Genomic DNA, 19,651 nt, shown 5'->3' on the forward strand with positions numbered 1-19,651 from the left:
AAACCCACGCACAAGCTCTAGGATGAATGTTGGCGACGTTCTACAATCGGCGTCCGCGCACCTTGAACCTGTCATATGCCTACTTGCCTTGTACAGGCTCTGCCTTACTACGCAGACCCTTCGCATTACTTCAACAGCGTCATGCAAGCACCCGGCGCGGTGCTGCTGGATGCCGGGCGCCCGACCGCGCAGCGTGGACGCTATGACCTTATCAGCGCCTGGCCATTGGCAGAGCTGGCACCGACGCCTGACGAAACGGCCAACGCTTTCCTGCAACGCCTACGCCAGAGCCTTGCAGGCCTCGGCACGTGCCAGCCGCCGGCAGATAATCCGCTCCCGTTCGTCGGCGGGTTGATTGGCTACCTGAGTTACGACTTCGGCCGCAGGCTGGAACAGCTGCCGGCCCAGGCTCTCGATGACCTCAATCTGGCCGATGCCCGTTTTGGACTCTACGCCTGGGCCCTGATTACCGATCACCAGCAACAGCGCAGCCAGCTGATGTTTCACCCAAGCCTGGACAGGGCCGAACGCCAACGCCTGAGTGCGCTGTTCGCAACGTCGACAACGCCCGAGCCGCAACCCTTCAGGCTGCTGGAGCATTTCCAGGCCGATACTAGTGAAGCCGAATACCAGCAATGCTTTGCACGCATCCAGGCCTATATCCAGGCCGGCGACTGCTATCAGGTTAATTTTGCGCAACGCTTTCGTGCAGGCTATCAAGGCTCACCATGGACTGCTTACCAGGCCTTGCGCGCCGCCTGCCCAACGCCATTTTCGGGCTATCAGACGTTGCCGGGCGGCGGTGCCATCATCAGCCTGTCGCCTGAGCGCTTCTTACGCATCAGCGCAGGCCAGGTGGAAACCCGGCCGATCAAGGGCACCCGCCCACGGCATGCCGATCCGCAGCAGGATCAAGCCCAGGCTGACGCCCTGCTCGGCAGCCAGAAGGATCGTGCGGAAAACCTGATGATTGTCGACCTGCTGCGCAATGACCTCGGGCGTAGCTGCCAAGTAGGCTCGGTGCGGGTGCCGGAACTCTTTGCTCTGGAGAGCTACCCCAATGTGCATCACCTGGTCAGCGCCGTAACCGGCGAACTGGCGGCCGACAAGGATGCCCTGGACCTGATCGCCGGCAGTTTCCCCGGCGGCTCGATTACCGGCGCCCCGAAGATCCGCGCCATGCAGATCATCGACGAACTGGAACCGACCCGCCGCGCCCTGTATTGCGGCTCGCTGCTGTATCTGGATGTGCGCGGCGAAATGGACAGCTCGATCGCCATCCGTAGTCTACTGGCCAAGGATGGACAGATCAGCTGCTGGGGCGGCGGCGGCATCGTCGCGGACTCCAAGAGTCAAGCCGAATACCAGGAGTCAATTACCAAGGTCAAAGTGCTGTTGGAGACCCTGGAACAGTTCTGCGATTGAACTGGACGGCAGGCAAAAAACTTCCGGGAGAAATTTTTGACGTCGCCTAGCGACGGCCCGAAGGGTGGCCGCCATGGATGGTAGGCCACAAAAAAGCCCGCTAATGCGGGCTTTTCAATAGAGCGCTGATTACAGGCTCAGCTCGCGATTGGACGCCTTGAGGAACTCGCGCTTGAGGTCCTCATAGGTGTGCACCGCAGGGAATTGCGGGAACTCACGGATCACATTGTCTGGCGCATGGAACAGAATGCCGGCATGGGCTTCGCTGAGCATGGTGGTGTCGTTATACGAATCACCCGCCGCAATCACGCGGTAGTAGAGGCTCTTGAACGCGATGACCGACTGACGCTTGGGGTCCTTTTGACGCAGCTGATAATCCACTACCCGATCAGTTTCATCGGTGATCAGCTTGTGGCATAGCAGAGTCGGGAAACCTAGCTGACGCATCAGCGGCTGGGAGAACTCGTAGAAGGTGTCCGAGAGAATCACCACCTGAAAACGCTCACGCAGCCAGTCGACAAACTCCACCGCGCCGTCCAGCGGCTTGAGTGTGGCGATCACTGCCTGGATGTCGGACAGCTTCAAACCGTGCTCGTCCAAGATGCGCAGGCGCTGCTTCATCAGCACGTCATAGTCCGGAATATCCCGGGTGGTCGCTTTCAGCGATTCGATGCCAGTTTTTTCCGCGAAGGCGATCCAGATTTCCGGGACCAACACGCCTTCCAGGTCGAGACACGCGATTTCCACAGGACACTCCTAGCTTGGATTTATTTGAGAGGCGGCACTCTAGCCGCTCCCCTAAAGCTCTGCAACGCAGAGCTTTATATCCAAATCAGAGGTCTACTACGGCACTTGGTTATTTAGTCGTATAACCGGCTTTTGCTACCATCGCCACACAAGACGCGCGACGTCACCATAACTAGGAATTCAGCCCGATGAGCCACCCCTTCGATGTAGCCGAGCTGGCGTCAAGCTACGCCAACAAGTCGCCCCAGGACATTCTCAAGCTCGCCTTCGAGCATTTTGGTGATGAGTTGTGGCTGTCCTTCAGCGGCGCGGAAGATGTGGTGCTGGTCGACATGGCCTGGAAACTCAACAAGAACGTCAAAGTCTTCAGCCTCGACACGGGTCGCCTGCATCCGGAAACGTACCGGTTTATCGACCAGGTACGCGAACACTATGGCATCAGCATCGACATACTCTCTCCGGAGGCCGCCGCACTGGAACCCTTCGTAAAGGAAAAGGGCCTGTTCAGCTTCTATAAGGACGGTCACGGTGAATGCTGCGGCATCCGCAAAACTGCCCCACTACGCCGCAAGCTTGCCACGGTAAAAGCCTGGGCCACCGGCCAGCGCCGTGACCAGAGCCCTGGCACACGCAGCCAGGTAGCGGTCGTGGAAGTCGATGGTGCATTTTCTACAGCGGATAACACCCTATACAAGTTCAACCCGCTGGCGCAGATGAGCAGCGAAGACGTCTGGGCCTATATCCGCATGCTTGAGCTGCCCTACAACGCCTTGCATGAGCGCGGTTTTATCAGCATCGGGTGCGAACCCTGCACCCGCCCGGTGCTGCCTAATCAGCATGAGCGCGAAGGCCGCTGGTGGTGGGAAGAAGCCACACAGAAAGAATGCGGCCTGCACGCCGGTAATCTGATTGCCAAAATCTGATGTTAAAGAGATAAAGACAGATATAAAAAGGCCAGTCATTGACTGGCCTTTTTCTTAATACGGGCAGCTCAGCTCTTATCCGTATTGCGCTGACGGCGCACCATATAACGTTCGACGTAGGAACACGAGGGAATCACCGTATAGCCCAGTCGCTCGGCATACTGCAGCGCATGCTCGGTCAACGCCGCCGCGATCCCGCGCCCACGCAACGAATTGGGCACGAAGGTGCGATAGATATCCAGGGTTTGCTTCCCAAGATCCATATAGGCCAGGTATGCCCGATCACCATCCACTGTGGTCTCGAATTGATGACCTGCCAGGTCATGGTGAATGGACAACGCCTCGCTCATCGCAACTCCTCTGTTTACTCGCGCAACCCGTTCTCGCTTCTGCAGCCATCGGGTTACAGCATCTTGCACCTATTAAGTTGTAGGCAATTATCCCGAGCTTATCAGGCCAAAAGCTGCGAGGTCACGCGAATCAATAACTTAGATCGCCTGGCTGGGTATTTCGACACTCGCACAAGCCAAGCATTGCATCTGTCAGCGATGCCTGTAGACCCTACCCCCTCTGGCAATTCACACGTGGAAAACTGCGGCATCACTTATCAGCCACCTGCAACAATCCGCGCAGCTAGAAAAGTGCTCTTAAAAACTGCGCAAAGAACTGCCAAACGCCACAGAACTGATTGTTTTTTAACCAAAAGATGACGAATAGGCGGCCAACTATGCATTAAGCAGAAAAAAACTCTGGCGGCTTGCCTTGCCTCCGTTTACTTACTACAAGTTACAGGTAGTATGTACGCCGGCTAATTTCCTACCATCAGGAAATTGCTTTTATGGAAAAACTCCACCTCAAGGGGAACACGATGAACAACGTTCTGAAATTCTCTGCTCTGGCATTGGCCGCAGTTCTGGCTACCGGTTGCAGCAGCATGTCCAAAGAAACTGAAGCTCGTCTGACTGCAACTGAAGATGCAGCCGCTCGCGCTCAAGCCCGTGCCGACGAAGCCTACCGTAAGGCTGATGACGCTATGGCTGCTGCTCAGAAGGCTCAGCAAACTGCTGACGAAGCCAATGAGCGCGCTCTGCGTATGCTGGAAAAAGCCAGCCGCAAGTAATAGCTCACAAGGCTATGACAAGCCGACCCAGTTTTCTGGGTCGGCTTTTTTATTGCCAAGAGAATATGTCGCCCTTCAACAGGCAATAAAAAACCCGTTAGCGCTTACGCATAACGGGCTCTTTAAACAAACTGAAATCAGATAGCAGGCTCACTCGCTGCCATGGCCTGATCAGGTTGAGCAATTTCAACCGGCAAACCGTCTTCAGCAGCTACTACTTCGCGCAGCATCTCCCAATCCAAACGCAGGTCGGCGAACTGATCATTTTTCAGCAGCGCATTGATTACAGCGGTGTGTTTATCGACAACCGAAGCATCACCAGAATCATCCAAAGGTGCGTGCGCTTCCAGATAAACCTTACCGCCACTGCGACCGAACTTGTAGGGCTCGTTGATAATGCGCACCGAAGTACCCACGGAAACCATCGATGCCAGCTTCAGTACGTTGTGGTTAAGCATGCGGAAACAGCCATGACTGACACGCATACCAATACCAAACTTCTTGTTGGAGCCATGAATCAGGTAACCCGGCACCGACAACCCTAACTTGTATGGGCCAAGCGGATTATTAGGGCCTGGCGGCACGTAAGCCGGCAACGGATCGCCATCGGCAGCATGCTCTTCGCGGATCGACTTGGGCGGCGTCCAGCCTGGGTTCGGCGTTTTGGCCGTGATACGCGCATTGGCAACCGGCGAACTCCAACCTTCGCGACCAATTCCCAGTGGATAGGTGTAAACCACGTTACGACCTTTCGGGTAGTAATACAGGCGATATTCCGCAAGGTTGATCACTATGCCTTCGCGCGGACCAGGCGGCAGAATGTAGCGCGTCGGCAAAATAATCTCGTTACCGGCACCCGGAAGCCAAGGATCAACACCCGGGTTAGCCACAACCATCTCCAGATAACCCAGATCATTGACCACACCCAGATCGGCAAAGGTGTCTTCATACTTGGCCTTGATCACCTGCACTTCGCCAACGATATCCTCACCAGGTGGCGGCAGAGGAAACTCGAGGGCATTGGCAGAGGCTACCGCAAAGACAGCGGCAAGCGGCAGGCAGCGGGTGACGGCAAGGGCACGCGACAACATCCGGAAATTCCTGACGAAAATGGTTGGTGAAAGTGGGAGACGATTGTACACCGATTGATCAGCTGCTTGGATAGCTCAACGCCCTGGCAATGCTGGGCGATCACCGCGTTTCTGCGCCTCAAGCATGGCCCGGCACGCCGGACACAAGCGCTTGTCACGCAGCATCGTCTTATCCAGGTCGCGCCACACTGGCTGCGCGGGCAACAAACCACCGCACAATGTGCGATCGGCAAACTGCCCCAACTCAAGCTGGCGCGCCAGCAGATGTACACGCACTTCGCGGCAGGCGAACAGGTCAAGCTGCTCGTCGGGCTCGATCAGTTGATAGGCGTGCAAGGACCAGGCAGGACGCGGCATTGAGGGCTCCAGTGAGGGGTCGCCACATTAGCCGAAAGGCACGGTACAGAAAAGCCTGTCAGAGCAAAGGTTTCAGGGTCGGCCAGACGTTTTCCAAGAGCTTGGGCTGCGCCTCGGCCGTGGGGTGAATGCCATCGTTCTGCATCAGCGAAGGCACGCCACCTACGCCCTCCAGCACGAAAGGCACCAGGGCAGCGTCATGCGCCTGCGCCACCTTGGGGAACACCTCAGCGAACGCCGTGGTGTAGCGCACACCGTAATTCGGTGGTAGCTGCATGCCAAGGATCAGCACCTTGGCACCGTTCTGCTGAGATACCTGCACCATGGCCGCAAGGTTTTGTTGCAATCACTCTTGAAGGACAGGAACCCAATAAACTCAAGGGTTCCAGACGATGACCACTCAGCAGCATGCCAAAAGCGTTAGAAATCTGTTAGAAAACGCCCCGCCCAAACTGGCCACCCAACTGGCTAAGCCTTGGCACTACAGACGCAATGGGCGTTATTACCTCCGCTTCCGCCCCAAAGGCCGACCGTTCGTCACCTTCACCCTTTCTCTTCGTACTACAGACCGGACCACTGCAATGGAACTCTCGAAGGACATCCTCCGGGCTCTCGCCGTCTTTCACCTCGATAAGCCTCAAGCAACCTGGGGCGAACTGAAGGCGCAGCTCGTCGTGATCGCTGAGGAATGCCTGTCGATGGCACACGGTGATGACTCGCTGGTGGCCTACCGCATGATTTATGACGAAGTAAGGTCTGCACTGGCTCAAGGAAGCGCTAAGGCATCTCTGAATGTGGACCAGCAGCGTGCAGTAGGTGTCGGCCAGCAGATACTCAAGGCCGCACAAGCTCGCCTAAGTGGTCAGCCGGATGAACTTGTCGGAATCATTGATCAACTCAATGAAGGCGAAGCGACTGATAGGCATAGCCTTATATCTCAGCCCCTATCTGTAGGTGCCCCCAAGGAACCACTTAGCTGGGACTCGCTGTCTGACCTCTACATGGCCGAGCGTGGCATTAACCTCAAGGACAACACCCGGAAATCCATGCTGACCAACTTCAAGGTCATCAGTGAAGCCTTCGTGGCCATCGGCGTGTCTGACCTGAGGAAACACACGCGGGAGGACCTAACAGCTCTTCGGGCAAAGCTCCTTGAGGGTCGTGCAGAGTCCACCGTAAACAACTTGATTCAGAAGCTGACCACAGTGCTGACCTGGGCAGTCGATAACGACAAGCTGGCTAAGGCTTATGCATCGAAGCTGAAGATCACCAAGGACGCCGAGAGCAAGCGGGAAGCGTTCACACGGACCCAAGCGATTACCCTGATGGAATACACCGGGACGCTACCGGCTGACTCCTGGGAACGCTGGGCGCTGTCCTTGGCGGTCATCACTGGGGCTCGGGTCGGAGAGATTGCCTACCTGACTAAGGCCGACATCAAACAGGTCGATGGGCTCTGGTGTATCGACATCAACGAAAACGATGCAGGTAAGTCGATCAAGAACAAACACAGCGCCCGTATGGTCCCGCTTGTAGATGGTGCCCTTGGGTTCGACCTTGCGGCATTCCTTCAGGCTGTCGAGGCTAACGCCCTGCCCTCTGTTCATGGTATTGCCCCTTGGAAAGCCAGCAAGGTGCTTAATCTGCGCATCCAGAAGGCCCTTGGGACTGTCGCTGGTGGAGACCAAACGCTTCACTCCCTGAGGCACCACTTCGCCTCCTCCATGCAAGCCGCTGGGGTTCCGGTAGCTTTCGCACAGGCGGTCACCGGGCACTCCTCGGGGACGATCACCTATGGAACCTATGGGTCAGGCATTCCGATTCAGAAGGCATACGAAGCGATTCAGCAGGCTCTTATGGGGGCAGCACAATGAATGCCTTCACCACAGTAAGCGCAGTCCATCCTCTTGTGAATCTCAAGGGCCTACCGACCCGCGAGGAACTGGCACAAGCAAGAGCACTACTTGACGCCTATGAGCGGGAACTGAGGGACCAAGAAGATCAAGCGCTGATGAACAGCATCGAAGCAGCACGACAGGCTTGCCTAAAAAAGGCTAAACGCTCCCCATCCAAGCGGGCCGAGCAGTTAACAATGGCGGGCAAATACGCGAAGGTCCTTGAAATCCTTGCGACACCCGCTGCCCAAGTTGTAGCCGTGTGACCATTCAAGCACCGCCTCAGTAGTGCGAGTTAACTACTGAGAGCACATCATGCCAAAGGTCGGCCCTTCAGATGAGAGCCGGCCCTATGGCTTGTCCCCCCCGCCGCCTTCCGGTGCGTCAGTGGTGGTGCCAGATACGAGCATCTTTTTCACTTTCCCGAAGACGCCCTGTCAACTCTTCGTAGTGCTCCTGAGAGATACACCCCGACTGTCGAGCGGCCTGAATTTTCGCAGCCTCGTCAGCAATCCGGCTTAGCGCCCTGCCAAGTTGTTGGTCTTTTCGTCTCTGGACAACCGAAGGGCGTCTATCCCACCAGCTCTCTTTCAGAATGGCCGCAAAAAGCGCCAGGAAAATCAGTGACGCTCCGATGTCGGGAATTGAAAGCATCCTTGTCCTCATCTGTTGGCTACACACCTTGTACGCATTGAGATTACTGTTGTGGCTCAATGATTCTGGACACCCCGATAGGGCGTTAAGCTTCGCCCAGCAATGAGGTGTTTACGTGACCAGAAGATCATTCAGTACAGATTTCAAACTCGAAGCAGCAGGCCTGGTTTTGGAAATGGAGCGTTTCTTCAGAAGCCTGAAAACGGAGTGGATGCCAGAGCATGGCTATACCAGCCAAGGACAAGCTGAGGCTGATGTGCTGCGTTACCTGACGGATTACTACAACCATCAGCGGCCACACAGTTACAACGGATACAGAACGCCAGCGGAAACTGAATCACTGGCCGGATAAACCTAAACCAGTGTCCAGTTTTCGTTGACCACAACACTTTGCCGTCGCGCCTGGCAGGGGGAGCGCGACGGGCAAATCCGTGCCTCACGCAGCCGGACGTTGCTGTTTCTGATAGAGGAACTCCAACACGGCGGCGCGGTATTCGTGGTAGCGCGAGTCATGGGCCAAGGCAATGCGATCACGTGGGCGCTGCAGTTCCACCTGAAGAATCTCGCCGACACTGGCCGCCGGGCCGTTGCTCATCATCACAATGCGGTCGGACAGCAGCACGGCCTCGTCGACATCATGGGTGATCATGATCACGGTATTGCCGAGGTCGGCGTGGATCTCCATCAGCGAGTCCTGCAGGTGGGCGCGGGTCAGGGCGTCCAGCGCGCCGAAGGGTTCGTCCATCAGCAATACCTTGGGCTGCATGGCCAGGGCGCGGGCGATGCCGATGCGCTGTTTCATGCCGCCGGATATCTCGTTAGGGCGCTTGTCCTTGGCGTGCATCATGTGCACCAGTTGCAGGTTGTGTTCGATCCAGTCGCGCATTTCGCTGCGCGATTTCTTGCCCTGGAACACCTGGCGAACCGCCAATTCGACGTTCTGGTAGCAGCTTAGCCAGGGCAGTAGGCTGTGATTCTGGAACACCACCGCGCGCTCGGGGCCAGGCTCGTCGACTTCGCGGCCGTCAAGGATAACCCCGCCGGTGGTGGCCTTGTAGAGGCCGGCGACTATGTTCAGTACGGTGGACTTACCGCAGCCGGAGTGGCCGATCAGGGAAACGAACTCGCCCTTGTTGATACGCAGATTGACGTTCTGCAGCGCACGGTACAGTCCCTTGTCGGTGGGAAAATCGATGCCGACGCCGGTCAGTTCGAGGTGTGAATGGCTCATGGGAAGTCTCCTGATTAGCGCAGTACGGCATTCTTGTCCCAGCTGAACTGGCGTTGCAGCAGGAGCATAAGGCGGTCGAGGGCGAAGCCGATCAGGCCGATGACGATCACCGCCACCATGATCCGACCGAGGGAGTTGGAGCTGCCGTTCTGGAATTCATCCCAGATGAACTTACCCAGGCCCGGGTTCTGCGCCAGCATCTCGGCGGCGATCAGTACCATCCAGCCGGTGCCGAGCGACATGCGCAGGCCGGTAAAAATCATCGGTACTGCGGCGGGCAGGACGATGCGTCTTACATGCGACAGTGGCGACAGGCTCAGCACCTTACTGACGTTGTTCAGATCCTGCTCGATGCTGGCCACGCCCACTGTGGTGTTGATCACCGTCGGCCACAGGCAGCACAGCGCCACAGTGATAGCCGAGGTCAGGAAAGATTTGGCGAATAGTGGGTCGTCGCTGACATACAGCGCGCTGACCAGCATGGTCACCAGCGGCAGCCAGGCCAGTGGGGATACCGGTTTAAACACCTGGATCAGCGGGTTGATGGCGGTGTAGATGCTCTTGCTCAGGCCGCAGACGATGCCCAGTGGAATGGCGATCAGCGAGGCGATGACAAAGCCGGCCATCACGGTGTAGAGGCTGGTGAAGATCTGCTGGATAAAGGTTGGCTTGCCGGTATAGGGGCGCACTTTTATCTCGGCGTCGGGGTTTTTCGCCAGCAGGGTGGCGTTACGCGCATCCTGGCGCTCATAGAAGGTTTGAGCTTTTTCACGCTCCTTGAAATGGGCGCTTACCAGGCCGGAAAACTGTTCGGAGACCTGCACTGGGCCGGGGAATTGGCCAAGGCTGGTCTGAATATTGTTAGCCAGCAATTGCCAGCACAGCAGGAAGCCGACGATGCCCAGCATGGGTAATACCAGAGTCGGTGCCCAACGTTTGAAGAGCGCACTGCTGCGAGCTGTTTTCAGTGTTTCGGTAATCGGGGTGGCGACGCTCGGATTGCTCATCGTCCTATCCTCATTGTTAGGAGGGAGCCGGCGTGCCGGCCCCGGGAGTACCTGGTTAGATCTGCGTGTCGCCCTTCAGACCGATCTCGAACTGCTCGAGGTAGGCATTAGGCTTGCGACCGTCGTAAGGCACATCGTCGATGGTGTCGGTCAGCGCTGCACGAAAGCCATCGTCATCGGCCGGGGGGAAATCGCTGGCGCTGAACTTGCCTTCTGCCACCAGTTCGGCAGCGGCTTCACGATAGATCTCTGGCAGATAGACCTTCTTGGCCATCTCCAGGTACCAGCTGTCCGGCTTGGCTTCGGCGATCTGGCCCCAGCGGCGCATCTGCGTCAGGTACCACACGGCATCGGAGTAGTAGGGATAGGTGGCGTGGTAGCGGAAAAACACGTTGAAGTCCGGCACCTCGCGCTTGTCACCCTTCTCGAATTCGAAGGTGCCGGTCATCGAGTTGGCGATCACTTTGGCGTCGGCGCCGACATACTCGGGACGGGAAAGGATCTCCACGGCTTCCTGACGGTTGGCGTTGTTGTCCGCGTCCAACCACTGGCCGGCGCGAATCAGCGCCTTGACCACGCGCTTGTGCGTTTCCGGGTTGGCGTCGGCCCAGCTCTTGGATACGCCGAAGACTTTCTCCGACATGTTCTTGCGGATGGAGTAGTCGGCGACTACCGGCACGCCAATGCCCTTGAACACGGCCGCCTGGTTCCACGGTTCGCCAACGCTGTAGCCGTGGATGGTGCCGGCTTCCAAGGTGGCGGGCATCTGCGGCGGCGGAGTTACCGAAAGCAGAGCCTTGGCGTCGATCTGGCCGCTGGTGTCGCCTTTGTGCGGGGCGTAATAGCCCGGGTGGATGCCGCCGGCAGCGAGCCAGTAGCGCAGTTCGTAGTTATGCGTGGACACCGGAAACACCATGCCCAGGTTGAAGGACTTGCCGCCGGCGTTGAACTTCTCGATCACCGGCTTCAGGGTGTCGGCCTTGATCGGGTGCACAGGTTTGCCGCCTTCCATCGGCACGTGCTTCTTCATTTCCTCCCAGACCGCATTGGAGACGGTGATGGCGTTGCCGTTGAGGTCCATGGTAAACGCGGTGACCACGTCGGCCTTGGTGCCGAAACCGATGGTGGCGCCGATCGGTTGGCCGGAGAGCATGTGTGCGCCGTCCAGTTCGCCGTCGATCACCCGATCCAGCAGCACTTTCCAGTTGGCCTGGGCTTCTAGGGTGACGTACAGACCTTCATCTTCGAAGAAACCTTTCTCGTAGGCGATGGCCAACGGCGCCATATCGGTCAGTTTGATAAAGCCAAACTTCAGCTCGTCTTTCTCCGCTTCAGCGGCGAGGGCCATTTGCAGGCTTAGCGGTGACAGCAGCATGGCCGCGGCACAGCCTAGGCCAGTTAACGTTTTCTTCAGTAGTGAACGGCGAGCAATGGCGTTGCGCATAGTGCTTCCTCAAGTCCCAGAAACGAAAAAAGACGTCGCAGACATCGCCGCCAGTAATGGCGGGGTGTCTTTGACGTCTTTGTCAATTCGTCCTGATCACCGCCGTTGGCGATCTGAAGACGGGTGTTGGCTAGTGCCTGAGGGTGAATAAGCAAAGGGCTTGCCAGCTTTAGCTGGCGACTGCTACGGCGCGTTTGGGATGGTGCTGTGACGGCGAGTAATGATTTATAAATAGGCTTATATTTCTATATAAATCAGTCAGTTACTTACTATATCTAGTAATAACTTTAAGTTTAAATTTCATGGCGATGTCTTCCTGAAGTTGGCCCATATCGCTCTGCCACAGATTCTGCGAGCCAATGCTGTGCATGGCCAACCGCTGCCAAGCGCTTTTGCTTCGCCTTGGTGCCGGGCGCGCCCAGGTGTTGATTGCGTGCCCTAGCTTAGCGGGACAGCGATTTACCCTGAGCTTCCTCGACAAACTCCTTGAGCCAGCGCAGCACCTCCACCGCCTCCCAGCGCGAGGGGTCGAACATGGCATAGGCCAGGCCCTGATAACCGACTACATCCAGCTGGCGGTGATAGCCGGCGCGCTGCAGCAAGGCTTCGATCTCGGCAAAACAGGTGTTGAAGTGCACTCGGGAAAACGGCGTTTTACCCTCGGTAACGATGCCTTCAAGCTGCAATTCATTGACTGTGGCCCGGACTTTTTCCAAAGGCATGCGGTTTACGCTGTGTTTCAGCTGCAGTACGTCGAGCATCTGGGTACTCCTGTTAATGCCTTGTATGGGCCCGATCTGCCGGGCGGCATGGTTGGCTGGATGGCATGGCCAAGGGTAATCGAAAAATACTGTACAAATAAACAGTATTCGATAATAGTAAGCCCAAGGCCTTAACCGGCACCTACTCGATCACTCGCGCCATCTGCCCGCAAAGCCAATGGCCACAGGCACTGCAGAGGAGTCACTAACAATGCAACAGATGCTGATGACAATTGTGCTGTTGGGTCTTTTGGCCGGCTGTGCGCAGCCGCAGCTTGATCAACCCAGGGCCAATGGCACCTACCTGGTGATTGAGAACGGCCTGGCTTGGGCCGTGCTGGTATCCGACGGAAAGCGCGTGGAAGAGCAGGGCACGGTGGTGGATGTGATCAGGCAGCCGAGTGAGAATTCTGCCGTGGCGGCCAGTTATGTGATTGAAACGGCCAACTGCGGCCGCGTGCAGTGGCTGAGCGAACGCTCGGATGCGGCGGATGGCATGACCAACCTGATGTCGCTGCACAGCAACAATCAACTCGGGCAGAGTGGCTGCGTCATCAGCAGTGGTCTAAGCAAGGTTTGGACGGTGCTGGATTACTCTGGCTGAAACGAAAGAGGGCACCCTAAGGTGCCCTATTTTTGCTACTCGTCGGCCTTGGTCTTCTTGGCGGGTAACAGACCGTCGGCGCGGAACATTGTCTTGATGCCGCGAATCGCCTGACGGGTGCGGTCCTGGTTTTCGATCAGGGCAAAGCGCACATGGTCATCGCCGTAGTCGCCAAAGCCGATACCCGGCGAGACGCAGACCTTGGCCTCCAGCAACAGCTTCTTGGCGAACTCCAGCGAGCCGAGCTGCGCGTACTGCTCGGGAATCTTTGCCCAGACATACATAGAGGCTTTCGGATTTTCGACCATCCAGCCCAGCTCGTGCAGGCCTTTGACCAGCAGATTGCGGCGCTGGCGGTACTGCTCGGCGATATCGCGCACACATTGCTGATCACCTTCCAGCGCGGCAATCGCCGCCACCTGCAGCGGGGTGAATGTGCCGTAGTCGTGGTAGCTCTTGATCCGCGCCAGGGCGCTGACCAGCTCCTTGTTACCGACCATGAAGCCGATGCGCCAGCCGGCCATGTTGTAGCTTTTGGACAGGGTGAAGAACTCCACGGCAATGTCCTTGGCGCCCGGTACCTGCATGATCGACGGGGCTTTCCAGCCGTCGTAGACGATATCGGCGTAGGCCAGGTCGTGGATCACCAGCACGTCATATTGTTTGGCCAGAGCCACCACGCGCTCGAAGAAGCCCAGCTCCACGCACTGTGCAGTGGGGTTGGAGGGGAAGCCGAGGATCATCATCTTCGGCTTGGGGATCGACTCGCGAATCGCCCGTTCCAGCTCGGCGAAGAAGTCCACGCCGGGAATCAGCGGTACCGAACGCACCTGTGCGCCAGCGATTACCGCGCCGTAGATATGAATCGGGTAGCTGGGGTTGGGTACCAGTACCGTGTCGCCATGATCCAGGGTGGCCAGCATCAGGTGCGCCAGACCTTCTTTGGAACCGATAGTGACGATGGCCTCGCTTTCCGGGTCGATCTCGACCTCGTAGCGGTCCTTGTACCAGCGCGAAATGGCCCGGCGCAGGCGCGGGATGCCGCGTGAGGTGGAGTAGCCGTGGGTGTCTTCACGCTGGGCAACCTGCACCAGCTTTTCGACGATATGCGGCGGCGTGGGGCCATCTGGGTTGCCCATGCTGAAGTCGATGATGTCTTCGCCACGGCGACGCGCGGCCATCTTCAATTCGGCGGTGATATTGAAAACGTAGGGTGGGAGTCGATCAATGCGCGCAAAGCGGCGCGAAGCTTGGTCAGCCATGCTTTCCTCGGATACGTAAGCGCCCGGAACCGTCCGAGCGACGTTGGCCAGTGCGCTGGCCAGGCGGCGAAGATAAGCGCCGCGCCACCCGGCTGTCCAGCACAGTCAGGCGGCGCGGTGGCATAACAGTGCGCCCGCTCAGCCGCCGAGCATGTCGTGCATGGCGATGATCTGTTCGGCCACCTGCGCCAGCTTCTGCTGACGGCTCATGGCCTGGCGGCGCATCAGGGTGTAGGCCTGTTCCTCGTCGCAGCTTTTCATCTTCATCAGCAGGCCCTTGGCCAGTTCGATGCGTTTGCGTTCGGCCAGCTGGGCATCGCGGGCCTGCAGTTGTGCGCGCAGCGCCTGGTCGCTCTCGAAACGCGCCATGGCCACGTCGAGAATCGGCTGCAGGCGCTGGGCATGGATGCCCTCGACGATATAGGCGCTGACGCCGCTCTGAATCGCCTGGCGCATTACGCCGGGATCGTGCTCGTCGGTGAACATGACAATCGGTCGCGGCTGATCGCGGCTGACCAGCACCACCTGCTCCATCACATCGCGGCTGGGTGATTCAGTGTCGATCAGGATCACGTCAGGGCGAACTGCCTCGACCCGCTCTGGCAGGTCGATGGTCAGGCCGGATTCATCGATGACTTCGAAGCCGGCCTCGGTCAGGGCGGTTTTCAGGCGGCCGACTTTCTTGGCAGTGTCGTTGATCAGCAGGATGCGCAGCATGTCAGCGGCCCTCCTGTTGGGCGCCGATAGATGCATCCGCCAGGGCGTGTAGGGCAAAGCTGCGTGCGTAACCGGCCGGGTCGCTGCCGTCCCAGACTTGGCCGTCGAGCAACTGGCTGCTGCGCATGTCGCTTGGCACCTCGATGCCGAGCGCCTCGGCGGCCTGGCGGTAGAGGTCGAGTTGTTGCACCTGGCGGGCAATCACCAGGTAGTCCGGGTCTTCGCGCAGCAGGCCCCAGCGGCGGAACTGGGTCATAAACCACATGCCGTCGGATAGGTAGGGCTGGTTGACCGCGCCGCCTGCATGAAAACGCAGTGGATGGGCGTCTTGCCACGCGTGGCCTAGGCCGTCCTGATACTGGCCGAGAAAGCGCGGCTGGATCGCCGACAGCGGCGCATCGACATACTCGCTACCGCTGAGCAGTTGCGCTGTGCTGCGCTGGTTTTCCTCGCTTTCATCGATAAACCGGCTGGCTTCCAGCACCGCCATGATCAGGGCGCGGGCGCTGTTGGGGTGCTGTTCGGCAAACTCGCGGGTGCAACCCAGAACTTTTTCCGGATGGTCGGGCCAGATCGCCTGGCTTGTGGTCAAGGTGCAGCCCATCTGTTCATCCACTGCCTGGGCACTCCAGGGCTCACCAACGCAGAAGCCGTCGATACGCCGAGCCTTGAGGTGGGTGAGCATCTGCGGTGGCGGCACGACGACGCTGTCGACATCGCTCAGCGGGTGAATACCCTGGCTGGCCAGCCAGTAATTCAGCCACATGGCGTGGGTGCCGGTGGGGAAGGTCTGGGCGAAGGTCAGTTTTGCGCCAGACTGGTGCGCGCGTTGCGCTAATGCGCTGCCACTGCTCACGCCGGCTGCTTGCAAGGCGGGCGACAGATTGATGCTCTGGCCGTTCTGATTAAGGCCCATCAGCACCGCCATATCGGTGGCTGGCGCGCCGCCCAGGCCCAGCTGCACGCCATAGATCAGGCCGTAGAGGCTATGGGCAGCATCCAGCTCGCCGCTCAGCAGTTTATCGCGCAAGGTGGCCCAGGAGGCCTGGCGCTGCAGATTGAGGGTCAGACCGTGTTTCTCAGCAAAGCCCTGGGTGGCGGCCACAATGACCGATGCGGCGTCTGTGAGGGCCATAAAGCCGATATTCAGTACCGGTTTTTCCGGTGTATCGCTGCGGCTGATGTCGTGCTCATTCATGGTGCGTTTCCTGTGCCCACACAAAAAGGTGCCGTGCCAAACGCCGACTTCAGTCTGCGATCAGAACGACACCATTGTCTATTTAGCCATTTCCGCCGTTGGAAAGGCCTGATGGCTTAAGCCAGAGCAAGGTATATGCCATCTGCCTTCAAGCGGGTACGAGGGAAAATAAAAAGCCCCGCACTAGGCGGGGCTTTCTTGTTGCGGGTAACGCTTAGACCTGAACAGCAGGGATCTGAGCGTTTGCAGCGGCTTCACGGAACTCGGCGATCTGGTCGAAACTCAGGTAGCGGTATACGTCCGCTGCCATAGTGTCGATTTTCTTCGCGTAGACCATGTACTCCTCAACAGTCGGCAGCTTACCGGTGATGGCCGCAACCGCCGCCAACTCAGCCGAAGCCAGGTAGACGTTGGCACCATCGCCCAGACGGTTGGGGAAGTTACGGGTGGAGGTCGAAACCACGGTGGAGTTCGCCTCAACGCGTGCCTGGTTACCCATGCACAGCGAGCAGCCCGGCATTTCCATGCGCGCGCCGGCTTTACCGTAGATGCCGTAGTAGCCTTCTTCGGTCAGCTGATGTTGGTCCATCTTGGTCGGCGGCGACAGCCACAGACGGGTCGGCAGGGTGCCTTCGACTTTTTCCAGGAGCTTACCGGCCGCGCGGAAGTGACCGATGTTGGTCATACACGAACCGATAAACACTTCGTCGATCTTCTCGCCCTGAACGCTGGACAGCAAACGAGCGTCGTCCGGGTCGTTCGGTGCGCAGAGCACCGGCTCGTTGATGTCGGTCAGGTCGATTTCGATGATTTCGGCGTACTCGGCGTCCTTGTCGGCTTCCATCAGCTTTGGATCGGCCAACCAGGCTTCCATTGCTTGAGCGCGACGTTCCATGGTACGGGCATCGCCGTAGCCTTCGCTGATCATCCAGCGCAGCAGGGTGATGTTCGAGCGCAGGTACTCGGCAATCGCCTTTTCCGGCAGCTTGATGGTGCAACCTGCAGCGGAACGCTCGGCCGAGGCGTCGGACAGCTCGAAAGCCTGTTCAACGGTCAGCTCGTCCAGACCTTCGATCTCGAGGATGCGGCCGGAGAAGATGTTCTTCTTGCCTTTCTTCTCGACGGTCAGCAGGCCTTTCTGGATGGCCACGTAAGGAATGGCATGCACCAGGTCACGCAGGGTGATGCCCGGTTGCAGTTTGCCCTTGAAGCGCACCAGTACCGACTCCGGCATATCCAGCGGCATTACACCAGTGGCAGCGGCGAAGGCTACCAGACCGGAACCGGCCGGGAAGGAGATGCCGATCGGGAAGCGGGTGTGCGAGTCGCCACCGGTGCCGACGGTATCCGGCAGCAGCATGCGGTTCAGCCAGCTGTGGATGATGCCGTCGCCAGGACGCAGGGACACGCCGCCACGGGTGCGGATGAAATCCGGCAGGGTGTGGTGGGTGGTGACGTCGATTGGCTTCGGATAGGCCGCGGTGTGGCAGAACGACTGCATCACCAGGTCAGCGGAGAAGCCCAGGCAAGCCAGGTCTTTCAGCTCGTCGCGGGTCATCGGGCCAGTGGTGTCCTGGGAACCGACGGTGGTCATCTTCGGTTCGCAGTAGGTGCCAGGGCGCACGCCTTTGCCTTCTGGCAGGCCGCACGCCTTGCCGACCATCTTCTGCGCCAGGGTGAAACCCTTGGTGCTGGCAGCCGGTGGCTCAGGCAGCTTGAACAGGTCGGTTGGGCCCAGGCCCAGTTCGGCACGGGCTTTCTCGGTCAGACCGCGACCGATGATCAGCGGGATACGGCCGCCAGCGCGGACTTCGTCGAGCAGTACTGGGGTCTTCATTTCGAAGGTGGCCAGTACTTCGTCGGTGCCGTGCTTGCAGACTTTGCCAGCATGCGGGTACAGGTCGATCACGTCGCCCATGTGCATGTTGGAAACGTCGAATTCGATTGGCAGAGCGCCGGCATCTTCCATGGTGTTGTAGAAGATCGGTGCAATCTTGCTGCCGAAGCAGAAACCACCTGCGCGCTTGTTCGGCACGTTAGGGATGTCGTCGCCGAAGAACCACAGCACCGAGTTGGTGGCGGATTTACGCGAGGAGCCGGTACCGACTACGTCACCGACGTAGGCAATCGGGAAGCCTTCGCCGCGCATGGCTTCGATCTGCTTCATCGGGCCAGTGACGCCTTGCTCGTCCGGCACGATGCCGTCACGGGCCATTTTCAGCATGGCCAGGGCGTGCAGTGGGATATCCGGACGCGACCAGGCATCTGGGGCGGGCGACAGGTCGTCGGTGTTGGTTTCACCGGTGACCTTGAATACGCGCAGGCTGATCTTGTCGGCCAGAGTCGGGCGGTTCTTGAACCACTCGCCGTCAGCCCAGGATTGCAGTACGGCTTTGGCGTGAACGTTGCCGTTCTTGGCTTTTTCCGCGACGTCGTGGAAGGCGTCGAACATCAGCAGGGTGTGCTTCAGTTGCTCGGCAGTCACAGCAGCCAGTTCGCTGTTGTCGAGTAGCTCAACCAGGGTTGCGATGTTGTAACCGCCTTGCATGGTGCCGAGCAGTTCAACAGCGTGTTGCTTGTTGATCAGTGGGGAAGTGGCTTCGCCTTTGGCAAGGGCAGAGAGGAAACCGGCCTTGACGTAGGCGGCTTCGTCGACGCCTGGCGGCACGCGGTTGGTGATCAGGTCGAGCAGAAAAGCTTCTTCGCCGGCTGGCGGGTTTTTCAGCAGCTCGATCAGGCCTGCGGTTTGTTCGGCGTTCAGCGGCTGGGGCACGATACCCTGAGCGGCACGCTCTGCTACATGTTTGCGATAGGCTTCAAGCACAGTTATTACCCTCATCAGTGGTCCCAAAGGGTTGTCCGGGACGCGATCCAGAAAACAACAAACCAGGCGCTTCGTGGCTTTATGGGCCGCTCAGCCGAGGTTGCGCTGCTTTCTTGCAGAAGCTGTTTTCAAAGTTTTACGCCGGCAGGACGGGCTGGATGAGGGCTGGTGCAGACACTTGAAGGGTGGCTCAAGGGTCGGCACCAACATCGAACCTGCAGGATTGACTGTGCTCGTGACGCTTTGAAAACAGCTTCCAACGGACGTTGCTGCCTCTAAAAGGCCGGCCAATTCTACTGGAAAGCTTTGATAAAGTTAAGCCGAAGGCCCTGTTTATCTGGGGGTGATCTGCCTTAGACAAAGGGCTAAGATGCCGCCTTATCCGCCAGTA

General features: G+C 58.3%; 20 protein-coding genes and 1 pseudogene. 7 read left to right on the plus strand and 14 right to left on the minus strand.

Going from position 1 to position 19,651, the window contains the following annotated elements:
* Nucleotides 1–75: 75 nt before the first annotated feature.
* On the plus strand, nucleotides 76–1,425 hold the full coding sequence (gene pabB / locus ACIN8IBEIGE_RS07880; RefSeq protein WP_160014162.1) for an aminodeoxychorismate synthase component I: 1,350 nt from the start codon (nucleotides 76–78) through the stop codon (nucleotides 1,423–1,425).
* Nucleotides 1,426–1,554: 129 nt separating this feature from the next.
* On the opposite strand, the gene thrH is transcribed toward pabB, so the two are convergent.
* Entirely contained in the window at nucleotides 1,555–2,172 is a 618-nt protein-coding gene (thrH, locus tag ACIN8IBEIGE_RS07885) for a bifunctional phosphoserine phosphatase/homoserine phosphotransferase ThrH (RefSeq protein WP_160014163.1), read from the minus strand.
* A gap of 188 nt (nucleotides 2,173–2,360) precedes the next feature.
* On the opposite strand from thrH, the gene ACIN8IBEIGE_RS07890 reads away from it, so the two are divergent.
* On the plus strand, nucleotides 2,361–3,095 hold the full coding sequence (locus ACIN8IBEIGE_RS07890; RefSeq protein WP_160014164.1) for a phosphoadenylyl-sulfate reductase: 735 nt from the start codon (nucleotides 2,361–2,363) through the stop codon (nucleotides 3,093–3,095).
* 68 nt (nucleotides 3,096–3,163) lie between these two features.
* Here the strand turns inward: ACIN8IBEIGE_RS07890 and ACIN8IBEIGE_RS07895 are convergent, their stop codons facing one another.
* Nucleotides 3,164–3,445: a GNAT family N-acetyltransferase gene (locus tag ACIN8IBEIGE_RS07895; RefSeq protein ID WP_090386827.1), complete on the minus strand. Its 282-nt coding sequence runs from the start codon at nucleotides 3,443–3,445 to the stop codon at nucleotides 3,164–3,166.
* A gap of 518 nt (nucleotides 3,446–3,963) precedes the next feature.
* On the opposite strand from ACIN8IBEIGE_RS07895, the gene oprI reads away from it, so the two are divergent.
* Complete coding sequence (gene oprI, locus ACIN8IBEIGE_RS07900) at nucleotides 3,964–4,215, plus strand: outer membrane lipoprotei OprI (protein ID WP_090242095.1); 252 nt, start codon at nucleotides 3,964–3,966, stop codon at nucleotides 4,213–4,215.
* 137 nt (nucleotides 4,216–4,352) lie between these two features.
* Here oprI and ACIN8IBEIGE_RS07905 read toward each other — a convergent pair whose 3' ends face one another.
* The 3 genes and pseudogenes from ACIN8IBEIGE_RS07905 to ACIN8IBEIGE_RS07915 all read right to left on the minus strand — a co-directional run.
* Nucleotides 4,353–5,306, minus strand: coding sequence for a L,D-transpeptidase family protein (locus ACIN8IBEIGE_RS07905; RefSeq protein ID WP_160016339.1), 954 nt, complete (start codon nucleotides 5,304–5,306; stop codon nucleotides 4,353–4,355).
* A 75-nt stretch (nucleotides 5,307–5,381) separates the two neighbouring features.
* Nucleotides 5,382–5,663, minus strand: coding sequence for a hypothetical protein (locus ACIN8IBEIGE_RS07910; protein ID WP_090386831.1), 282 nt, complete (start codon nucleotides 5,661–5,663; stop codon nucleotides 5,382–5,384).
* A gap of 58 nt (nucleotides 5,664–5,721) precedes the next feature.
* Nucleotides 5,722–6,009 (minus strand): annotated as a pseudogene (locus ACIN8IBEIGE_RS07915) (arylesterase); the annotation flags it as partial.
* 46 nt (nucleotides 6,010–6,055) lie between these two features.
* Between ACIN8IBEIGE_RS07915 and ACIN8IBEIGE_RS07920 the strand changes: the two are divergent.
* Both ACIN8IBEIGE_RS07920 and ACIN8IBEIGE_RS07925 read left to right on the plus strand, forming a co-directional pair.
* Complete coding sequence (locus tag ACIN8IBEIGE_RS07920) at nucleotides 6,056–7,537, plus strand: site-specific integrase (RefSeq protein ID WP_160014165.1); 1,482 nt, start codon at nucleotides 6,056–6,058, stop codon at nucleotides 7,535–7,537.
* A complete protein-coding gene (locus ACIN8IBEIGE_RS07925; RefSeq protein ID WP_160014166.1) occupies nucleotides 7,534–7,824 on the plus strand; it encodes a hypothetical protein in 291 nt (96 codons plus the stop codon). The genes ACIN8IBEIGE_RS07920 and ACIN8IBEIGE_RS07925 overlap by 4 nt, the downstream gene beginning before the upstream one ends.
* Before the next feature lie 118 nt (nucleotides 7,825–7,942).
* Here ACIN8IBEIGE_RS07925 and ACIN8IBEIGE_RS07930 read toward each other — a convergent pair whose 3' ends face one another.
* Nucleotides 7,943–8,212: a hypothetical protein gene (locus ACIN8IBEIGE_RS07930; protein WP_160014167.1), complete on the minus strand. Its 270-nt coding sequence runs from the start codon at nucleotides 8,210–8,212 to the stop codon at nucleotides 7,943–7,945.
* Nucleotides 8,213–8,327: 115 nt separating this feature from the next.
* Here ACIN8IBEIGE_RS07930 and ACIN8IBEIGE_RS07935 point away from each other — a divergent pair, with 115 nt between their 5' ends.
* Nucleotides 8,328–8,564, plus strand: coding sequence for an integrase core domain-containing protein (locus ACIN8IBEIGE_RS07935; RefSeq protein ID WP_160014168.1), 237 nt, complete (start codon nucleotides 8,328–8,330; stop codon nucleotides 8,562–8,564).
* 84 nt (nucleotides 8,565–8,648) lie between these two features.
* On the opposite strand, the gene ACIN8IBEIGE_RS07940 is transcribed toward ACIN8IBEIGE_RS07935, so the two are convergent.
* From ACIN8IBEIGE_RS07940 to ACIN8IBEIGE_RS07955, 4 genes are all read right to left on the minus strand, one after another.
* Nucleotides 8,649–9,443, minus strand: coding sequence for an ABC transporter ATP-binding protein (locus tag ACIN8IBEIGE_RS07940; protein ID WP_090386778.1), 795 nt, complete (start codon nucleotides 9,441–9,443; stop codon nucleotides 8,649–8,651).
* Between the two features lie 14 nt (nucleotides 9,444–9,457).
* Nucleotides 9,458–10,450, minus strand: a complete 993-nt coding sequence (locus tag ACIN8IBEIGE_RS07945; protein ID WP_160014169.1) for an ABC transporter permease — start codon at nucleotides 10,448–10,450, stop codon at nucleotides 9,458–9,460.
* A 55-nt stretch (nucleotides 10,451–10,505) separates the two neighbouring features.
* The gene (locus ACIN8IBEIGE_RS07950; RefSeq protein WP_256665068.1) at nucleotides 10,506–11,825 is read right to left on the minus strand and encodes a CmpA/NrtA family ABC transporter substrate-binding protein; all 1,320 of its coding nucleotides are present in this window, start codon (nucleotides 11,823–11,825) and stop codon (nucleotides 10,506–10,508) included.
* A 512-nt stretch (nucleotides 11,826–12,337) separates the two neighbouring features.
* Nucleotides 12,338–12,655: a transcriptional regulator gene (locus ACIN8IBEIGE_RS07955; protein WP_090386771.1), complete on the minus strand. Its 318-nt coding sequence runs from the start codon at nucleotides 12,653–12,655 to the stop codon at nucleotides 12,338–12,340.
* A 211-nt stretch (nucleotides 12,656–12,866) separates the two neighbouring features.
* On the opposite strand from ACIN8IBEIGE_RS07955, the gene ACIN8IBEIGE_RS07960 reads away from it, so the two are divergent.
* Nucleotides 12,867–13,259 (plus strand): hypothetical protein, encoded by a 393-nt coding sequence (locus ACIN8IBEIGE_RS07960; protein WP_160014171.1) that lies wholly within the window; start codon nucleotides 12,867–12,869, stop codon nucleotides 13,257–13,259.
* A 35-nt stretch (nucleotides 13,260–13,294) separates the two neighbouring features.
* On the opposite strand, the gene alaC is transcribed toward ACIN8IBEIGE_RS07960, so the two are convergent.
* The 4 genes from alaC to acnB all read right to left on the minus strand — a co-directional run bounded on the left by alaC (nucleotide 13,295) and on the right by acnB (nucleotide 19,260).
* Nucleotides 13,295–14,521 carry an alanine transaminase gene (alaC, locus tag ACIN8IBEIGE_RS07965; RefSeq protein WP_160014172.1) on the minus strand — a complete coding sequence of 409 codons (1,227 nt, stop codon included), beginning with the start codon at nucleotides 14,519–14,521 and terminating at the stop codon, nucleotides 13,295–13,297.
* 138 nt (nucleotides 14,522–14,659) lie between these two features.
* Complete coding sequence (locus ACIN8IBEIGE_RS07970) at nucleotides 14,660–15,238, minus strand: ANTAR domain-containing response regulator (protein ID WP_160014173.1); 579 nt, start codon at nucleotides 15,236–15,238, stop codon at nucleotides 14,660–14,662.
* A 1-nt stretch (nucleotide 15,239) separates the two neighbouring features.
* Nucleotides 15,240–16,436, minus strand: coding sequence for a CmpA/NrtA family ABC transporter substrate-binding protein (locus ACIN8IBEIGE_RS07975; protein ID WP_160014174.1), 1,197 nt, complete (start codon nucleotides 16,434–16,436; stop codon nucleotides 15,240–15,242).
* A 214-nt stretch (nucleotides 16,437–16,650) separates the two neighbouring features.
* The gene (gene acnB / locus ACIN8IBEIGE_RS07980; RefSeq protein ID WP_160016340.1) at nucleotides 16,651–19,260 is read right to left on the minus strand and encodes a bifunctional aconitate hydratase 2/2-methylisocitrate dehydratase; all 2,610 of its coding nucleotides are present in this window, start codon (nucleotides 19,258–19,260) and stop codon (nucleotides 16,651–16,653) included.
* Nucleotides 19,261–19,651: the final 391 nt, after the last annotated feature.

It is taken from the genome of Pseudomonas sp. 8BK (assembly GCF_902506475.1).
Classification (GTDB): Bacteria; Pseudomonadota; Gammaproteobacteria; order Pseudomonadales; family Pseudomonadaceae; genus Aquipseudomonas; species Aquipseudomonas anguilliseptica.